Origin of the sequence: Streptomyces uncialis, assembly GCF_036250755.1 — a bacterium.
GTDB lineage: Bacteria > Actinomycetota > Actinomycetes > Streptomycetales > Streptomycetaceae > Streptomyces > Streptomyces uncialis.
The window spans coordinates 3,077,944-3,096,277 of the sequence record NZ_CP109583.1 but is presented as its reverse complement, the minus strand read 5'-3'; the positions used below and the strand labels follow the sequence as shown (position 1 = coordinate 3,096,277).

Annotated in this window: 13 protein-coding genes and 1 tRNA gene; 13 read left to right on the top strand and 1 reads right to left on the bottom strand. The window is 72.5% G+C overall.

Features of this window, described 5'->3' with window-relative positions:
- Positions 1-252 precede the first annotated feature (252 nt).
- The gene (locus OG711_RS12525) at positions 253-1,929 is read left to right on the top strand and encodes an SWIM zinc finger family protein (protein ID WP_329559267.1); all 1,677 of its coding nucleotides are present in this window, start codon (positions 253-255) and stop codon (positions 1,927-1,929) included.
- A gap of 362 nt (positions 1,930-2,291) precedes the next feature.
- Here the strand turns inward: OG711_RS12525 and OG711_RS12520 are convergent.
- A tRNA-Arg gene (locus OG711_RS12520) sits at positions 2,292-2,363 on the bottom strand.
- Positions 2,364-2,502: 139 nt separating this feature from the next.
- On the opposite strand from OG711_RS12520, the gene OG711_RS12515 reads away from it, so the two are divergent.
- The 12 genes from OG711_RS12515 to prmC all read left to right on the top strand — a co-directional run bounded on the left by OG711_RS12515 (position 2,503) and on the right by prmC (position 18,300).
- Positions 2,503-3,000: a response regulator gene (locus OG711_RS12515; RefSeq protein ID WP_079184432.1), complete on the top strand. Its 498-nt coding sequence runs from the start codon at positions 2,503-2,505 to the stop codon at positions 2,998-3,000.
- Between the two features lie 654 nt (positions 3,001-3,654).
- Entirely contained in the window at positions 3,655-4,662 is a 1,008-nt protein-coding gene (gene nrtL / locus OG711_RS12510; RefSeq protein WP_329559266.1) for an ArgS-related anticodon-binding protein NrtL, read from the top strand.
- Between the two features lie 16 nt (positions 4,663-4,678).
- On the top strand, positions 4,679-6,070 hold the full coding sequence (gene lysA / locus OG711_RS12505) for a diaminopimelate decarboxylase (RefSeq protein ID WP_329559265.1): 1,392 nt from the start codon (positions 4,679-4,681) through the stop codon (positions 6,068-6,070).
- A gap of 195 nt (positions 6,071-6,265) precedes the next feature.
- Positions 6,266-7,567, top strand: a complete 1,302-nt coding sequence (locus OG711_RS12500) for a homoserine dehydrogenase (protein WP_178390950.1) — start codon at positions 6,266-6,268, stop codon at positions 7,565-7,567.
- Between the two features lie 6 nt (positions 7,568-7,573).
- Positions 7,574-8,632, top strand: coding sequence for a threonine synthase (gene thrC / locus OG711_RS12495; RefSeq protein WP_073784962.1), 1,059 nt, complete (start codon positions 7,574-7,576; stop codon positions 8,630-8,632).
- 447 nt (positions 8,633-9,079) lie between these two features.
- A complete protein-coding gene (thrB, locus tag OG711_RS12490; protein WP_073784964.1) occupies positions 9,080-9,997 on the top strand; it encodes a homoserine kinase in 918 nt (305 codons plus the stop codon).
- A gap of 373 nt (positions 9,998-10,370) precedes the next feature.
- Positions 10,371-12,458, top strand: coding sequence for a transcription termination factor Rho (gene rho / locus OG711_RS12485; RefSeq protein WP_073784966.1), 2,088 nt, complete (start codon positions 10,371-10,373; stop codon positions 12,456-12,458).
- Between the two features lie 245 nt (positions 12,459-12,703).
- Complete coding sequence (locus tag OG711_RS12480) at positions 12,704-14,392, top strand: trypsin-like serine protease (RefSeq protein WP_329559264.1); 1,689 nt, start codon at positions 12,704-12,706, stop codon at positions 14,390-14,392.
- 153 nt (positions 14,393-14,545) lie between these two features.
- Positions 14,546-15,658 (top strand): LCP family protein, encoded by a 1,113-nt coding sequence (locus OG711_RS12475; protein ID WP_329559263.1) that lies wholly within the window; start codon positions 14,546-14,548, stop codon positions 15,656-15,658.
- 248 nt (positions 15,659-15,906) lie between these two features.
- A complete protein-coding gene (gene rpmE / locus OG711_RS12470; RefSeq protein ID WP_073784970.1) occupies positions 15,907-16,122 on the top strand; it encodes a 50S ribosomal protein L31 in 216 nt (71 codons plus the stop codon).
- Positions 16,123-16,284: 162 nt separating this feature from the next.
- Positions 16,285-17,361: a peptide chain release factor 1 gene (gene prfA / locus OG711_RS12465; RefSeq protein ID WP_073784972.1), complete on the top strand. Its 1,077-nt coding sequence runs from the start codon at positions 16,285-16,287 to the stop codon at positions 17,359-17,361.
- A gap of 57 nt (positions 17,362-17,418) precedes the next feature.
- Positions 17,419-18,300 carry a peptide chain release factor N(5)-glutamine methyltransferase gene (gene prmC, locus OG711_RS12460; RefSeq protein WP_099280054.1) on the top strand — a complete coding sequence of 294 codons (882 nt, stop codon included), beginning with the start codon at positions 17,419-17,421 and terminating at the stop codon, positions 18,298-18,300.
- Positions 18,301-18,334 lie beyond the last annotated feature (34 nt).

Below are 18,334 nucleotides of genomic sequence, written 5' to 3'. Positions count from 1 at the left end.
ACCCCGGAGGCGGGGGAGGGGCGCCGACTGATGAGGGCAAGCGGCTGAAGCCCACGGCGGCGAACGACGTCGAACCGCACGGCTTCGCCCACTTCGGCCTCCCGGAGCCCGAGACGGTCGAGGATGGTGTGCGCTGCGGCTACAGCCGCGTCTGCCCGGGCGCCGACGCACACGGCGGAGTCGTCCGTCGCGGCGCCCTTTAGAGTGAGGGCCGTTGGGCGGAGCCCGAGTCGGATCGGAGTGCGGAGAGTCGTGGGCGGTCTTGACGAAGCGAAGCTGAGGGCGCTGGCCGGGGAGCGTTCGTTCGAGCGCGGGCTCGCCTACGTCGACGCGGTGTCCGGGGTCGAGGTCGGTGACGGCTGGATCAGGGCGTCGGTACGCGGCACGGAACGGTACGAGGTGGAGCTGCGCCTGGGCGGGCGCGGGAAGCCCACGGGGACGTGCGACTGCCCGTACGGCCAGGAGGGCAACTTCTGCAAGCATCTGGTCGCGCTCGGCCTGAGCGTGATCGGCCAGGAGACAGACCTCACCCAGCGGCGTACGTCGGCCCGGGGCAGGGCGCGTGGCCTCGATACCTGGCTTACGGGCCTGTCCCGGGAGGACCTGGTCGCGCTCGTGCGCGAGGAGATGGCCGAGGACCGGCAGCTGCGGCGCCGCCTGGAACTGAGAGCGGCGAGCGCTCGCGGAGATCTGGCCGAGGTCCGCTCCCGCATACGTGAGTTGCTCGACATCGGACCTTTCGCGCAGGACGGCTATGTCGAGTACGCCGACGCACGTGCCTACGCCGACCAGGCCGGGCAGGCGGTCACCGCGATCCGGTCGCTGACGACGTCAGGCCGGGCGGCCGACGCGATGGCCCTGACCCGGGAGGCGATCGGGTTCCTGGCCGCCGTGGTCGAGAGCGTCGACGACTCCGACGGACGGCTCGGGCGGATCGGTGGGGACCTCGCCGAGGCCCACCACGACGCCTGCCGCGCGGCCCGCCCCGACCCGGACGAACTCGCGCACTGGCTGGTGACGCACGCGCTCGACGACGCGGCCGATCTGACGGACATCGACCCGCTCGACTACGAGGACCTGCTCGGCGAGCGGGGAATGGCCGCCCTGCGCCGGTACGCGACGGAAGCATGGAAGGCGAACCGGACCGGCTGGGCGGAGAAGCACCTCATGCGGCGCCTCACGAAGTCGGGTCGGGACATCGACACGGTGATCGCCGTGCACGCCGCCGATCTCGCGCCGAACGGTCACACCCACCTGCTCATCGCCCGCGAACTCGATTCCGCAGGCCGTACCGCCGAAGCCCTGGAATGGGCCGAGCGCGGCATCCACGAGACCGAGGACCTCACCACGGTCGACACCGCTCTCGTCGACGATCTCGCGGACCGCTACGCCCGGACCGACCGGCTCGCCGACACCGTCACCCTGCGCCGGGACCACTTCGCCGCCCGCCGTACCCCGCTCACCTACCAACAGCTGCGTGCCGCCGCCGAGGCCGCCGCATGCTGGCCGGCCGAGCGCGAGAAGGCCCTGGCACGTCTCCGCGCCGATGCCGAACGGACGGGTGCGCACGGTGCCCGCGCTCTCGTCGAGGTCCTCCTTGACGAGAAGGACGTCGACGCCGCCTGGCGGGCAGCGGGTGAGTTCGGCACCCACGACGGTCAGTGGCTCACCCTCGCCGACCGGTCCCGCCCTACCCGCCCCGCCGACGCCCTCGCCGTCTACCTCCGTCTGGCCGCCCGCCTCACCCGTGAGACCGGCAATCACGCCTACGAACAGCTCGTCGGCCTGCTCCTGAGCATCCGCGACTGCCATCACCGCCTGGGCACACCGGCCGACTTCACCGCGTACCTCACCGACCTGCGTACCACCCAGAAGCGCAAGCGGAACCTGATGCGTTTGATGGACGACCACGGCCTGTCAGTCCCGTGACGACGACAGCAGCTCGAAGTGCTCATCACCCGGACGCCAAGTGCCGCTACGGGCGACAGACCTTCGCCAACAGGTGCGTCAACGCGTCGCTGGACGAATGAAACTGAGGGGACGTCATGCCCTGTGGCGCACCGGGCGGTCCGCGTGGACCTCGCGTCCCGCGCACGTCCCGCGCGAGACGGTTTCGAGGGGGCTTGCAGACCTGATCCCGTAGGCGCCTCGCGAGAAAGGCAGGGGGTCAGAGGTGAGCGGAGGGTGATGAGTGCGATGGCCGCATGGGCCGTCTGTCCATAAAAAGGAACAAGAAAGCCCCCGACTTGCATTTCTGCAGGTCAGGGGCTTCTTTGGCACTTCTCGCGAAGTGCCCCCGGCAGGATTCGAACCTGCGCACACGGCTCCGGAGGCCGTTGCTCTATCCCCTGAGCTACGGGGGCGGTGTCGTTCGGTGTTCGCCTGGCGACGGGTAGAACACTACCAGCTCGGCCAGGGTGGTCCGGAACGGGTTTCGGCGGGTCGGAGGCGGGGGCGGGGGGTGATTCGGGGGTGGCGTGGCGGGGTGTGTACCCCGGTGGGGTGGAAGTGGGGAAAAGCCGGACGCGGTGGGCGCCCCGCGCCTACTCTCGACTTGTGCCAGGCGCCTCGGGCCGGGTGCTTGTTGTGGACGACAACAAGGTCATCCGGCAGTTGATCAGGGTCAATCTCGAACTGGAGGGGTTCGAGGTCGTGACCGCGGCTGATGGTGCCGAGTGCCTGGACGTCGTGCACGACGTCCGACCCGATGTCGTCACCCTCGACGTGGTGATGCCCCGGCTCGACGGGCTGCGGACGGCGGCCCGGCTGCGCGCCGACCCCCGTACCGCGCATCTGCCCCTCATGATCGTCAGCGCCTGCACCCAGCACGAGGTGGAGAGCGGTCTGGACGTCGGCGTCGACGCCTTCCTCTCCAAGCCCTTCGAACCGGGCGAGCTCGTGAGCATCGTGCGCACCCTGATGGGACGGGAACGCCGGCGCGAGGCGGACCCCGAGCCCGAGGAGCCCGAGCCCGCGCCCGTCGGCCGCGAACACGAGTAGTGCCGGCGGCGCCCGTCGGTGGCAGGTGGTCCGTACCCGGCCGTGTGCCTCGGCCTCGGCACGCATTACCTCGGCCCCCGCCACGTATTACGTCGGCACTCGCTGCGTACTAAAACCGGTCCCCGTACGTCCCGTCGCCCTCCCCGCCCGCGCGGTTTTCCTCTCGGCGTCCATCGCCCCGTCGGTCGTCACGCGTGGGCGTTTTCCCCGGGGGTGCGGGTCGTCCGTGGGTGCGCAGTTCCCCGCGCCCCTTTGGGGCGCCCATCTCCGGCTCACGGTTCGGGTGCGGGTCGCACACGGTCGCGCGGGCCCTCGACGGCCACCGCGAGGCCCGCCCGCGGCAATCCGCCCGCGGCACCTGAGAGGCACGGTGAACCGCGCGAACCCGGCGAGCCGCGCACGGGCGAGTACGCGCACCACGTGCCCCACCCCCGCACGGCCCCCACCCCCACCCCCGCCCCCACCCCCGCCCCCGAGCACGTACGTGCACCCGCGACGACCCCCGGCCTCACCCCGCCCCGTCCCCGTCCCCGGCCCCACGCCCGTAGCGCGTACGGAATCCGCGCCCACCGCCGCACGGCCCCCCACCCCGCCCCCGTCCCACACCCCGGAACTCCCGCGCGGGGTGGGGCCCGGCTCCCCTACCCTTGTCGTGTGACTCCCGTCGAGCTGTCCCGGACCGTGCTGTGCGCAGTGCGGTCCGCCGTGGACGCCGGGGAGCTCCAGGTCGACGTACCGGTCCGGGTGGTGGTCGAGCCGTCGCGGCCCGGGGGGCGGGGGGACTACGCGACCAATGTCGCGCTGCGGCTCGCGCGGTCCGCCGGGCGGCCCGCGCCGCAGGTCGCCGAGGTGATCCGGCGGCGGCTCACCGGCACCCGCGGACTCGCCCGGGTCGACATCACCGGGCCCGGCTTTCTGAACCTCACCCTCGACCGGCCCGAGCGGGGCGCCCGCGAGCTGATCGCGCTGATCCTGCGCGAGGGCGGCGCGTACGGGCACGGCGACGCCTTCGCCGGGCGGACGACCGAGCAGGCCGTGGCCGATGAGGCGCGGGCCGAGGCCGTCGGGCACGCCGTCGTACGGCTGATCGCCGCGCAGGGCGGCCGGAGCGCGGTGCGGCGTGCCGCACCGGGGGAGCGGGCGGTGATCCGTCCCGTGCCCGCGCCGGACGGGACCGCCGACGGCGACCCGCAGGCCGTGCGCTGGTCGCTGCTGCACGCCGCGCCGCACGACACCCCCCGGCCCTGGACGGCGTACGCCCCGCTGCGCGCCGAGAACCCGCTGTTCCGGGTGCGCTACGCGCACTCCCGTACCCACGCGCTGCGCCGTAACGCCCGTGACCTCGGCTTCGCCGCCGAGCCCGGTGAGCTGCCCGAGGCCCGGGACGGCGCGAGCGGTCAGACGCTGGTACGGCTGCTCGCCGCCTACCCGCGCACCCTCACCGCCGCCGCCACGCACCAGGCGCCGGAACGGCTCGCGCGCCATCTCGTGGACCTCGCCGACGCCTATCTGCGGTTCCAGGGCGAGTACCGGGTGCTGCCCAGCGGTGACGAGAAACCCTCGGCCGCCCACCGCGCCCGGCTCGCGCTCGCCGAAGCCGTCGGGACGGTGCTCGCCGGTGGTCTGACCCTGCTCGGCATCCACGCACCCGAACACCTCTGAGAGAGCGCACGCAGACATGAGCCGTTCCGCCCACCCCGCCGGGCCCCGCCACGCCGATGTCCTGACCGAGGGCCACTACTCCGCCCCGCCCGCCGACCTCAACGCCCTCGACGGCAAGGTGTGGGCCCGTACCGTCGCGCGCGGCGCGGACGGGGTGGTGACCGTCGGCGGGCTGCCGGTGACCCGGCTGGCCGAGGAGTTCGGTACCCCCGCGTACATCCTGGACGAGAGCGACTTCCGGGCCCGTGCCCGCGCCTGGCGGGACGCCTTCGGCGCCGACGCCGACGTGTTCTACGCGGGCAAGGCGTTCCTGTCCCGGGCCGTCGTGCGCTGGCTGCACGAGGAGGGACTGAACCTCGACGTCTGTTCCGGCGGGGAGCTGACCACCGCGCTCGCCGCCGGGATGCCCGCCGGGCGGATCGCGTTCCACGGCAACAACAAGTCGGCCCACGAGATCGAGCGGGCCGTCGCCGCCGGGGTCGGCCGGATCGTCCTCGACTCGTTCCAGGAGATCGTGCGCGTCGCGCACATCGCCGACCGGCTCGGGGTGCGCCAGCGGGTGCAGATCCGGGTGACCGTCGGCGTCGAGGCGCACACCCACGAGTTCATCGCGACCGCCCACGAGGACCAGAAGTTCGGTATCGCGCTGGCCGGGGGACAGGCCGCCGAGGCGGTCCGCCGGGCGCTCAAGCTCGACGGTCTGGAACTGATCGGCATCCACTCGCACATCGGGTCGCAGATCTTCGACATGGCCGGCTTCGAGGTCGCCGCCCGCCGGGTCGTCGGACTGCTCGCCGAGGTCCGTGACGAGCACGGGGTGGAACTGCCCGAGATCGACCTCGGCGGCGGCCTCGGTATCGCGTACACCTCCGACGACGACCCCGCCGAGCCGCACGACATCGCGCGGGCGCTGCGCGAGATCGTCGGCCGGGAGTGCGCGTCGGCCGGGCTGCGCACCCCCCGGATCTCCGTCGAGCCGGGCCGCGCGATCGCCGGACCCACCGCGTTCACCCTGTACGAGGTGGGCACCGTCAAGCCCCTCGACGGACTGCGTACCTATGTCTCCGTCGACGGCGGGATGTCGGACAACATCCGCACCGCGCTGTACGACGCGGAGTACAGCGTGGCGCTGGTCTCCCGGACCTCCGACGCCGAACCCCTGCTGGTACGCGTCGTCGGCAAGCACTGCGAGAGCGGCGACATCGTCGTACGTGACGCCTTCCTGCCCGCCGACCTCGCCCCGGGCGATCTGATCGCCGTACCCGCGACCGGCGCCTACTGCCGTTCCATGGCCAGCAACTACAACCATGTACCGCGCCCCCCGGTCGTCGCCGTCCAGGACGGTTCGGCGCGGGTGATCGTGCGGCGGGAGACCGAGGAGGACCTGCTCGCGCTCGACGTCGGATGACCGGCCGGGCCGGGGGACCCGCCCCGGGTGACTTCGGTCACCACGGCGGCGGGGCGGTCCCGGGGGCGCTGAAAGATCTGCGTTCCGGACCGCCGGAAAAATGAAATAAGTGTCTCATGATGCGGACAATGGGCAGAAACTCCCGTCCGGTGAGTGAGACTGGACCAACCGTAGAAGTACGAGAAGCGAGGTCGGATGATGCGTACGCGTCCGCTGAAGGTGGCGCTGCTGGGCTGTGGGGTAGTCGGCTCAGAGGTGGCGCGCATCATGACGACGCACGCCGACGACCTCGCGGCCCGTATCGGCGCCCCCGTGGAGCTCGCCGGGGTCGCGGTACGGCGGCCGTCGAAGGTCCGTGCCGGGATCGACCCCGCGCTCATCACCACCGACGCCACCGCCCTCGTCAAACGCGGTGACATCGACGTGGCGGTCGAGGTCATCGGCGGTATCGAGCCCGCCCGCGCCCTGATCATGACCGCGTTCGAGCACGGCGCCTCCGTCGTCTCCGCGAACAAGGCGCTCCTCGCCCAGGACGGCGCCGCGCTGCACGCCGCCGCCGAGGAGCACGGCCGCGACCTCTACTACGAGGCCGCCGTCGCCGGGGCGATCCCGCTGATCCGGCCGCTGCGCGAGTCGCTCGCCGGGGACACCGTCAACCGCGTCCTCGGCATCGTCAACGGCACCACCAACTTCATCCTCGACAAGATGGACTCCACGGGCGCCGGCTACCAGGAGGCCCTGGACGAGGCCACCGCGCTCGGCTACGCGGAGGCCGACCCGACCGCCGACGTCGAGGGCTTCGACGCCGCCGCCAAGGCCGCGATCCTCGCCGGTATCGCCTTCCACACCCGGGTCCGCCTCGACGACGTGTACCGCGAGGGCATGAGCGAGGTCACCGCCGCGGACTTCGCCTCCGCCAGGGCGATGGGCTGCACCATCAAGCTCCTCGCCATCTGCGAGCGCGCGGCCGACGGCGGGTCCGTCACCGCCCGGGTGCACCCCGCGATGATCCCGCTCAGCCACCCGCTGGCCTCCGTGCGCGGCGCCTACAACGCCGTCTTCGTGGAGGCCGACGCCGCCGGACAGCTCATGTTCTACGGCCCCGGCGCGGGCGGCGCCCCCACCGCGTCCGCCGTCCTCGGCGATCTGGTCGCCGTCTGCCGCAACCGGCTCGGCGAGGCCAAGGGCCCCGGCGAGTCCGCGTACACCCGGCTGCCGGTGAGCCCCATGGGCGAGGTCGTCACGCGTTACCACATCAGCCTCGACGTGGCCGACAAGCCGGGCGTCCTCGCCCAGGTCGCGACGGTCTTCGCCGAGCACGGTGTGTCCATCGATACGGTTCGCCAGCAGGGCCGAATGGACGGGGGCGGGGATGCGTCTCTCGTCGTCGTCACCCATCGCGCCGCCGACGCCGCGCTCAGCGGCACCGTCGAGGCGCTGCGCCGCCTCGACACGGTGCGGGGAGTCGCCAGCATCATGCGGGTTGAAGGAGAGTAAGCAGCAATGACCCACCAGTGGCGCGGAATCATCGAGGAGTACCGGGACCGGCTGCCGGTCACCGGCACCACGGAGATCGTGACGCTCCGTGAGGGCGGTACGCCGCTCGTACCCGCGCAGTTGCTCTCCGAGCGCACGGGCTGCGAGGTCCACCTCAAGGTCGAGGGGGCGAACCCCACCGGGTCCTTCAAGGACCGGGGCATGACCATGGCCATCACACGGGCCAAGGAGGAAGGCGCCCAGGCCGTCATCTGCGCCTCCACCGGCAACACGTCCGCGTCCGCCGCGGCCTACGCCGTACGGGCCGGGATGGTCAGCGCGGTGCTCGTGCCGCGCGGCAAGATCGCGCTCGGCAAGATGGGCCAGGCCCTCGTCCACGGCGCGAAGATCCTCCAGGTCGACGGGAACTTCGACGACTGCCTCACGCTCGCGCGGGCGCTGTCCGACAACTACCCGGTCGCGCTGGTCAATTCGGTCAACCCGGTCCGTATCGAGGGCCAGAAGACCGCCGCCTTCGAGATCGTGGACGCCCTCGGTGACGCCCCCGACCTCCATGTGCTCCCGGTCGGCAACGCGGGCAACATCACCGCGTACTGGAAGGGCTACGGCGAATACCTCGCCGACGGCCCCGCCACCCGTACGCCCCGCATGTGGGGGTTCCAGGCGTCCGGCTCCGCGCCCATCGTGCGCGGGGAGATCGTCAAGGACCCCTCGACCATCGCCACCGCGATCCGGATCGGCAACCCGGCGTCCTGGCAGCTCGCGCTGAACGCGCGGGACGAGTCCGGCGGGTTCATCGACGAGGTGACGGACCGTGAGATCCTGCGCGCCTACAAGCTGTTGGCGTCTCGTGAGGGTGTCTTCGTGGAGCCCGCGTCGGCCGCCTCGGTCGCCGGTCTGCTGAAGGCCGCCGAGGCCGGGAAGGTCGACCCCGGCCAGACCATCGTCTGCACGGTGACCGGCAACGGCCTCAAGGACCCCGACTGGGCCGTCGCCGGAGCGCCGCAGCCGGTGACCGTACCCGTCGACGCGGAGGTCGCGGCCGAGCGCCTCGGCCTCGCGTAGACCGCACACCCCGGGCCCCGTCCGACCAGGGCCCGGGGATGCGCACAGCCGTACCCGACCCGCGCCGGGCCCGACCGGGGCCCGCACCGGACCCGCGCGGCGACAGTACGGAAAAGACGGTCCGGAAAGACAGTCCGGCGACAGCGCGGAGACCGCACGGGGGCGCGCGTCCCCCGCGTGGCCTCCCGTACCGGCGGCGAGGTGCGCCGGTCCCCCCATCCCGGCGGGGGGAGCCGGTGGGGCGGGGTGCACGACGGGCCTACGACACGCATCGTGCGCCTCCTGTGCGCCCTATGTCGCCGCGCAACCTTCCTTCGATAGGCTGTACCCAACCCCCGCCGCATATGCCGCGGCGCGCCGCTCGACGGCCCCCGGGTGCGGTGCGACCGAGAACGACCACGCAGCACATCGAATGCCACCACGCAGCTCAAGGAGAGTCATCGAGCGATGGCCGGTCCAGCCTTCCGCGCCGCCGCCGTCAGGGTGCGCGTCCCCGCCACCAGCGCCAATCTCGGCCCGGGTTTCGACGCTCTGGGCCTCTCACTGGGGCTCTACGACGATGTCGTCGTCCGGGTCGCCGACTCCGGACTGCACGTCGACATCGCCGGCGAGGGCAGCGAGACGCTCCCCCGTGACGAGAGCCATCTCCTCGTGCGCTCCCTGCGCACCGCCTTCGACCTGCTCGGCGGACAGCCGCGCGGACTTGAGGTCGTCTGCGCCAACCGCATCCCGCACGGCAGGGGCCTCGGTTCCTCGTCCGCCGCCATCTGCGCCGGTATCGTCGCCGCCCGCGCGGTGACGACCGGCGGCGACAGCAGGCTCGACGACACCGCCCTGCTGGAGCTCGCCACCGAGATCGAGGGCCACCCCGACAACGTCGCCGCGTGTCTCCTCGGCGGCTTCACGCTCTCCTGGATGGAGGGCGGCGCGGCCCGCGCCCTGCGACTGGAGGCCGACCGTTCCATCGTTCCGGTGGTCTTCGTCCCCGGGAAGCCCGTCCTCACCGAGACCGCCCGGGGGCTGCTGCCCCGTACCGTCCCGCATGTCGACGCCGCCGCCAACGCGGGCCGTGCCGCCCTGCTCGTCGCGGCCCTGACCAGCCGTCCCGAGCTGCTGCTGCCCGCCACCGAGGACCGGCTCCACCAGGACTACCGAGCCCCGGCCATGCCCGAGAGCGCTGCGCTGGTCGAACGGCTGCGCTCGGACGGCATCCCCGCGGTGATCTCCGGCGCGGGTCCCACGGTCCTCGCGCTGGCCGACGAGGCGTCCGCCGACAAGGTCGCCCGGCTGGCGGGCGACGGGTGGGCGGCCAACCGGCTGGCCCTCGACGCGGCGGGCGCGAGCGTGCTGCCGCTCGCCCACTGACAGGCATGCCGGATTTGGAGAGGGGGAATGTTTGTTGGGTCCGGTAGTGTTAATCTCAAGTCTGCACCCGACCCCACCATGGCGAGGTGCTTCGTGTCCCCGTCAGGGACAACCATCCTTCCGGGAGCCTCCCGAACCGCTCTGTGCCCCGCACCGAACGGTTTGCGTTACACGCTCCGGAACCGGCGCGACCGAGCCGCGTGACACAGCACGTCCGTGGCACGGCTCCGGGTAGCGCCATCACCAGAAATCTCCCTCCGCCGTTTGGCGGACCACCGCCCCGGCACGGTCCACACAGCGAGGACCACCGCCGGACAGCACAACCGGTCGCCGAGCCAGACAGGCCGACGTCCGCTCCAGGGAAGGACCCTTCGTGAGCGACACCACCGATCTGATGGGCGTGAGTGCCGACAGCACGGTCGATACCGCTGCCGCGCCCGCCACGGACGCCTCTGCCGCGCCTGCCACCGGTGCTACCTCCGGACGGCGCCGCCGCGGCACCGGCCTTGAGGGCATGGTGCTGGCCGAGCTTCAGCAGGTGGCCTCCGGCCTCGGGATCAGGGGCACCGCGCGGATGCGCAAGAGCCAGCTGATCGAGGTCATCAAGGAGGCCCAGGCGGGCGGCGGAGCCGCCCCCGCGAAGGCCGAGGCCCCCGCCGGTGCCGAGAAGCCGAAGCGCCGCGCCGCCTCCAAGGCCCGTACCGGTGACGACACCGGCAACGACGACGCCGCCGAGGCCCCCAAGAGCACCCGCGCGAGCCGCGCCGCCAAGACGGACAGCGCCGAGCAGGCCGCCGAGGCCCCCGCCGCCGCCCAGCAGCAGATCGAGATCCCCGGCCAGCCCGCCAGCGACGACGCCCCCGCGGGCGAGCGCCGCAGGCGCCGCGCCACCGCCGACGCCGGCAGCCCCGAGACGGTCACCGCCGAGGCGCGCACCGACGCGCCCGCCGACCACAAGGGCACCGACGGCTCCGACGGCAACGCGGAGGGCCGTCGGGACCGCCGTGACCGCCGTGGCCGCGACCGTGACCGCCGTGGCAAGGCCGACGACCAGCAGGGCCCGCAGCAGAGCGGCCGCCAGGACCGTCAGCAGCAGGGCGGCGGCCGTCAGGACCGCCAGGAGCGCCAGGACCGTGACCGGGACCGGGACCGCGATCGCGGCCCCGACCGCGACCGCGGCAACGGCCCGCAGGACGACTTCGACGACGAGGGCGGCCGCCGTGGCCGCCGCGGGCGCTACCGGGACCGGCGCGGCCGGCGCGGCCGTGACGAGATGGTCGGCGGCAGCACCAGCGAGCCGCAGATCAACGAGGACGACGTCCTGATCCCCGTCGCGGGCATCCTGGACATCCTCGACAACTACGCGTTCATCCGGACCTCCGGCTATCTGCCGGGCCCCAACGACGTGTACGTGTCGCTGGCGCAGGTCCGCAAGAACGGGCTGCGCAAGGGTGACCACATCACCGGCGCGGTCCGCCAGCCCAAGGACGGCGAGCGCCGCGAGAAGTTCAACGCGCTCGTCCGCCTCGACTCCGTCAACGGCATGGCGCCCGAACTCGGCCGCGGACGCCCCGAGTTCAACAAGCTGACGCCGCTGTACCCGCAGGACCGGCTCCAGCTGGAGACCGAGGGCGGGGTGCTGACCACCCGGATCATCGACCTCGTGTCGCCGATCGGCAAGGGCCAGCGCGGTCTGATCGTGGCCCCGCCGAAGACCGGCAAGACCATGATCATGCAGGCGGTCGCCAACGCCATCACGCACAACAACCCCGAGTGCCACCTGATGGTCGTCCTTGTCGACGAGCGTCCGGAAGAGGTCACCGACATGCAGCGGTCGGTGAAGGGCGAGGTCATCTCCTCGACCTTCGACCGGCCCGCCGAGGACCACACCACCGTCGCCGAACTCGCCATCGAGCGCGCCAAGCGCCTGGTCGAGCTCGGTCACGACGTGGTCGTGCTGCTGGACTCCATCACCCGTCTGGGCCGCGCCTACAACCTGGCCGCGCCCGCCTCCGGCCGCATCCTGTCCGGTGGTGTCGACTCGACCGCGCTCTACCCGCCGAAGCGGTTCTTCGGCGCGGCGCGCAACATCGAGGACGGCGGCTCGCTGACCATTCTCGCCACCGCGCTGGTCGACACCGGCTCGCGGATGGACGAGGTGATCTTCGAGGAGTTCAAGGGCACCGGCAACATGGAGCTCAAGCTCGACCGCAAGCTCGCCGACAAGCGCATCTTCCCCGCGGTGGACGTCGACGCGTCCGGTACCCGCAAGGAGGAGATCCTGCTCAGCCCCGACGAGCTGGGCATCGTCTGGAAGCTGCGCCGGGTGCTGCACGCGCTGGACCAGCAGCAGGCGATCGAGCTGCTGCTGGACAAGATGAGGCAGACGAAGTCCAACGCGGAGTTCCTGCTCCAGATCCAGAAGACGACGCCCTCCCAGGGCAGCAACAACAACGACTGATCCGTCGGTCGGGTACAGGGCCCCGCCCGGTGACGTTCGCGTCCACCGGTCGGGGCCCTGTCGTGTCCCGGGGTGGCGCGGGGGCTCCCGGGGCGGCCGCGGCAGCGATCGCGGGGCCGGTGCGGGTACGGGGCGGCCCGCGGGCGTCGGTACGATCGCGGGACGGTACACGGGACGGGACACGGGGGACGCGCGTGGGCACGGGACAGGGGCGACGGCGGCGGGTGGGACGGCTGTTGCCGGCCATGGCCACCGCGCTCGCGCTGCTGGGCGGCGCGGCCTTCGCCGTCACCTCCTACGACAGCCCGGCGGCCCCCGAGGCCGCCGCTCTCACGGGCGAGACGGTGAAGCCGCCGCCCGGCACCGACACGGCCTCCGCCACCCCCGCCCCGACCGTCTCACCGGGAACCACCGCGTCCCCCCGGGTCACCGTCGCGGGCAACAGCACCGCGTCCTGGATGGCGCAGCTCGTGTACGACGCCCCCGGGTACGGCAAGCACTTCGTGTGCGCCGGGACGCTTGTCGCCCCCAACAAGGTCCTCACCGCCGCGCACTGCCTGGACGATCCGCGTACCGGCGCCCGTCAGGACTGGGAGCGCCGCGGGGAGGTGGCCGTCGGCACCAACCGGAGCGTCACCGCCCCGAACGCGGCGCGGCGGATCGACGTGACCCGTGCCTGGGTCCATCCCCGCTACGACGCGCGCACGTTCACCCATGACATCGCGCTGCTGACCCTGGCCCGGCCGGTCGCCCACACCACCCTGGAACTCGCGGGCCCCGCCGACACCGCGCTGTACAAGGCCGGGACCGACGCCGTCGCCTACGGCTGGGGCCTGACCGCCTCACGCGAGGACACCGCGCGTATCGCGCCGGTCCTCCAGAAGGTCACCGTGCCGCTGAACGCCGACCCGGTCTGCCGCGTCAACCTCGGTACCGGTTTCCGCGCCGCCGACGGGATGTTCTGCGCGGGACAGCTCGGCACCGGCGACGACGTGACCGGGCTGACGAGCTGTCCGGCGGACTCCGGCGGCCCGCTGGTCACCGGCAACAAGGTCGTCGGGGTGGTGTCCTGGGGGATGAGCCGCGGTGAGCAGGTGTGCCATGTCTCCGGTACGCACGAGGTGTTCGGCAAGGTCTCCGCGTACCAGCCGCAGCTGCGGGCCCAGGTCGACGACACCGACCTCGGCCGGGACGGCCGCGCCGACCTCTTCGCCCGGACCCGGACCGGCGGCGGGGGATACGCGCACGCCTCGGCGGGCCACCGCTTCGCGGCGCCCGTCCCCGTGCCGGGCGCGTGGCACGCGTACGACGTCGTCCTCCAGAGCGATCTCGACCGGGACGGCCTCCAGGACTTCGTCATGCGCCGTACCGACGACGGGGCCGTCCTGTGGCGGCGGCAGGACACACCCGGCGGGGCCTGGCGGGACACCCGTATCGCGCGGGACTGGTCCGCGCACCGCTTCCTCGTGGTGCCCGGCGATGTCACGGGCGACCGGTTCCCCGATCTGCTGACCGTCACCGCCAGCGGCACGCTGTATATCCACCGGGGCAACGGGGACGGCTCGCTGGCCCGTCCGGTCGCCGCGGGCGGCGGGTACCAGGTGTACAACTCGCTGCGCGGGCACGGCGACTTCACGGGCGACGGCCGCACGGACCTGTTCGCCCGTACCAAGGACGGCAAGCTGTACCTGCTGGAGGGCACCGGGAGCGTCACCCACCCGTTCGCCGTACCGCGGCATGTGCGGGACTGGGTGGAGTACAACGGCTTCGCGGCGCCCGGCGATGTGACCGGGGACGGCAGGGCGGACTTCCTGGCCCGCTCCCGCGCCGGGAACCTCTTCCTGTACCCGGGCACCGGCAAGGCGTCGCGCGACATCTTCGCCCCCCGTATCCGGGTCGGCGGCGGCTACCAGCGCTACGACCTGCTCGGCTGAAGACTCCTACGACGGCACCCTCCGTGACCGCGCGACCCGCTCCCGTCACCCAGGGTCACGGACGGTTTCGTCGTGGTGTTCGCCCGACTGGTGGATCCGGGGCGCCCGGCCGACCCTGGAGGGGACGAGTCCCCACCGAGAGCCGAGGTGCCGATGCCCGACGAGAGCGCGGCCGGCCAGCCCCCGCCGCCCGCCCCCGGGCGCCGGCGGCGTCCGCGCGGCCGGCACCACCGGGCACTGGTCGTCACGGCGTGGACGGCGGCGGGCCTCACCCTCCTCGGCGGGATCGGCCTCGGCTACGTGTACGTCACGCTCAACGGCAACATCAAGGGCATCGACATCAACTCCGTCCTCGGCACCGACCGCCCCCGCGACAAGCCCGACGGCTCCATGGACCTGCTGCTCCTCGGCTCCGACTCCCGCTCCGGCGCCAACGCCGAGTACGGCCATGAGGACGGGGCGGCCCGTGCCGACACCGCGATGGTCGTGCATGTGTACAAGGGCCACCGGACGGCCGGCGTCGTGTCCATCCCCCGCGACACCCTCGTGGACCGGCCCGCGTGCGCCGACGGCAAGGGGCGCACGGTGCCCGCCGCGTCGGGCGAGATGTTCAACGTCGCGTACGAGGTCGGCGGCCCGTCCTGCGCGGTCAAGACCGTGGAGGCGATGTCCGGCATCCGGATGGACCACTACGTCGAGGTGGATTTCACCGGCTTCAAGAAGCTGGTGGACACCCTCGGCGGGGTGAAGGTGACCACGACCCGCGCCATCGACGACCCCAAGAGCCGTCTCACCCTCGCCGCCGGCACCCACACCCTCGACGGGGAACAGGCCCTCGGGCTCGTCCGCACCCGGCACGGCGTCGGCGACGGCAGCGACCTCGGCCGGATCGAACTCCAGCAGGCGTTCCTCGGGGCACTGCTCGACCGGATCAAGGGCGTCGGCCTGTTCTCCGACCCCACGAAGCTCTTCGGGGTCGCGGACGCCGCCACCGGCGCGGTCACCACCGACTCCGACCTCGACTCCGTCACCAAGCTCGCCGGATTCGCCGGCGGCCTCAAGAACATCGGCTCCGACGATCTGACGATGATCACCCTCCCGGTCCGCTACGACCCCGCCGACCCCAACCGCGTCCTGCCGCTGACCAGGCAGGACACCATGGTCTGGAACGCCCTCAAGGCCGACCGGCCCATCCCCGCCGCCGCCGTCGACGGCTCGGCCGCCGACCAGCGGGACACGGCCGGGATCGTCGGCGACCCGCCCTGAGCCCCGCCCCGGCCGCCTCTGAGCCCCGCCCCGGCCGCCTCTGAGCCCCGCCCGGCCGCCCCCGGGCACCACCCCGGCGCCCCCTGAGCACCACCGCGACCGCCCCCGGGCGCCGCCCGGGAATACCGGCGGCCCCCTCCCGGTTTTGGGGGATGCGGCCAGTCCTGGCAGACTGGTACGTCGGCCCCGGTTCACGCCCGCGCAGCAGGCGTCGGCGACCCGGAGCCCTCCCGAACCTAGGAGTCACCTTGCAGCGCGAGATCCACCCCGAGTACGTCGAGACCCAGGTCAGCTGTACCTGTGGCGCGTCGTTCACCACCCGCAGCACCATCCAGAGCGGCAACATCCGCGCCGAGGTCTGCTCCGAGTGCCACCCGTTCTACACGGGCAAGCAGAAGATCCTCGACACCGGTGGCCGCGTGGCCCGCTTCGAGGCCCGCTTCGGCAAGGCCGCCAAGAAGTAGCGAGCCGACAGCGCCGGTCCACGGCCGCCCCCGGGCGGGCCGGGACCGGCGTTTTTTTCCTGGCCGGGCGCCGTCCACCGCCCCGCGCCCCAGCAGACCCGCACCACCACCCCGGCAGGCAACCCCGGCCACCACAGCCGTAGGCAGATCAGGAGCCCGGAGATGTTCGAGGCCGTCGCGGAACTCGTCGACGAACACACCCACCTGGAGCATCAGCTCGCCGACCCCGGGGTGCACTCCAACCAGGCCAACGCGCGCAAGCTCAACAAGCGCTACGCCGAGCTGACCCCGATCATCGGCGCGTACCGCTCCTGGAAGCGCACGGGCGAGGACATCACCACCGCCCGCGAGCTGGCCGCCGAGGACCCCGACTTCGCCGCCGAGGTCAAGGACCTGGAGAAGCAGCGCGACGCGCTCACCGAGAAGCTCCGGCTGCTGCTCGTCCCCCGGGACCCCAACGACGACAAGGACGTGATCCTTGAGGTCAAGGCGGGCGCGGGCGGCGACGAGTCCGCGCTGTTCGCCGGGGACCTGCTGCGGATGTATCTGCGCTACGCCGAGCGCGTCGGCTGGAAGACCGAGATCATCGACTCCACCGAGTCCGAGCTCGGCGGCTACAAGGACGTCCAGGTCGCCGTGAAGACCAAGGGCGGCCAGGGCGCCACCGAGCCCGGCCAGGGCGTCTGGGCCCGCCTCAAGTACGAGGGCGGCGTCCACCGGGTGCAGCGGGTGCCCGCGACCGAGTCGCAGGGCCGTATCCACACCTCGGCCGCCGGAGTGCTCGTCACCCCGGAGGCGGAGGAGATCGACGTCGAGATCAACCCCAACGATCTGCGCATCGACGTCTACCGCTCCTCGGGCCCCGGCGGGCAGTCCGTCAACACCACCGACTCCGCCGTGCGCATCACCCATCTGCCGACCGGTGTCGTCGCCTCCTGCCAGAACGAGAAGAGCCAGCTCCAGAACAAGGAGCAGGCCCTGCGTATCCTGCGCTCACGACTGCTCGCCGCGGCCCAGGAGGAGGCGGAGAAGGAAGCCGCCGACGCCCGCCGCAGCCAGGTGCGCACCGTCGACCGGTCGGAGAAGATCCGCACCTACAACTACCCCGAGAACCGGATTTCCGACCACCGCGTCGGTTTCAAGGCGTACAACTTGGACCAGGTGCTCGACGGGGACCTCGACGCCGTCATCCAGGCGTGCGTCGACGCGGACTCCGCCGCCAAGCTGGCGGCCGCGTAACACCCGAGGGGCGCCCAGCCCGACGCCCCAGAACAGCCCAGCCCCGGAGGACCTCGCGTGCAGCCACCCATTGGGGGTCGACCCCCAGGCCCCCGCAGTCTGCTGCTCGCTGAGGTGGCCCAGGCCACCCAGCGCCTCGCCGACGCGGGCGTGCCCTCGCCGCGCAACGACGCCGAGGAGCTCGCCGCGTTCGTGCACGGCGTGAAGCGGGGCGAGCTGCATTCCGTCCCCGACCCCGACTTCGACGCCCGCTACTGGGAGGCCATCAACCGCCGGGTGGCCCGCGAACCCCTCCAGCACATCACCGGACGCGCCTACTTCCGCTATCTGGAGCTCCAGGTCGGACCCGGGGTGTTCGTGCCCCGCCCGGAGACCGAGTCCGTCGTCGGCTGGGCCATAGACGCCGTACGCGCGATGGACGTCGTCGAACCCCTCATCGTCGACCTGTGCACCGGCTCCGGCGCGATCGCCCTCGCCATGGCGCAGGAGGTGCCCCGCTCCAAGGTGCACGCCGTCGAGCTCTCCGAGGACGCCCTGAAGTACACCCTCAAGAACGCCGAGGGCTCCCGGGTCGCCGTCCACCAGGGCGACGCGCTCGCCGCGCTGCCCGAACTCGACGGCCAGGTCGACCTCGTCATCTCCAACCCCCCGTACATCCCCCTCACCGAGTGGGAGTACGTCGCGCTGGAGGCCCGCGAGTACGACCCGCAGATGGCGCTGTTCTCCGGCGACGACGGCCTCGACACCATCCGCGGCCTCGAACGCACCGCGCACCGCCTGCTGCGTCCCGGCGGCATCGTCGTCGTGGAGCACGCCGACACCCAGGGCGGCCAGGTGCCGTGGATCTTCAGCGAGGAAGCGGGCTGGGCCGACGCCGCAGATCACCCCGACCTCAACAACCGGCCCCGATTCGCGACCGCGCGCAAGGCACGACCGTGACGTCCCGGCCCCGCACCCCGACCCAGTACGCGCA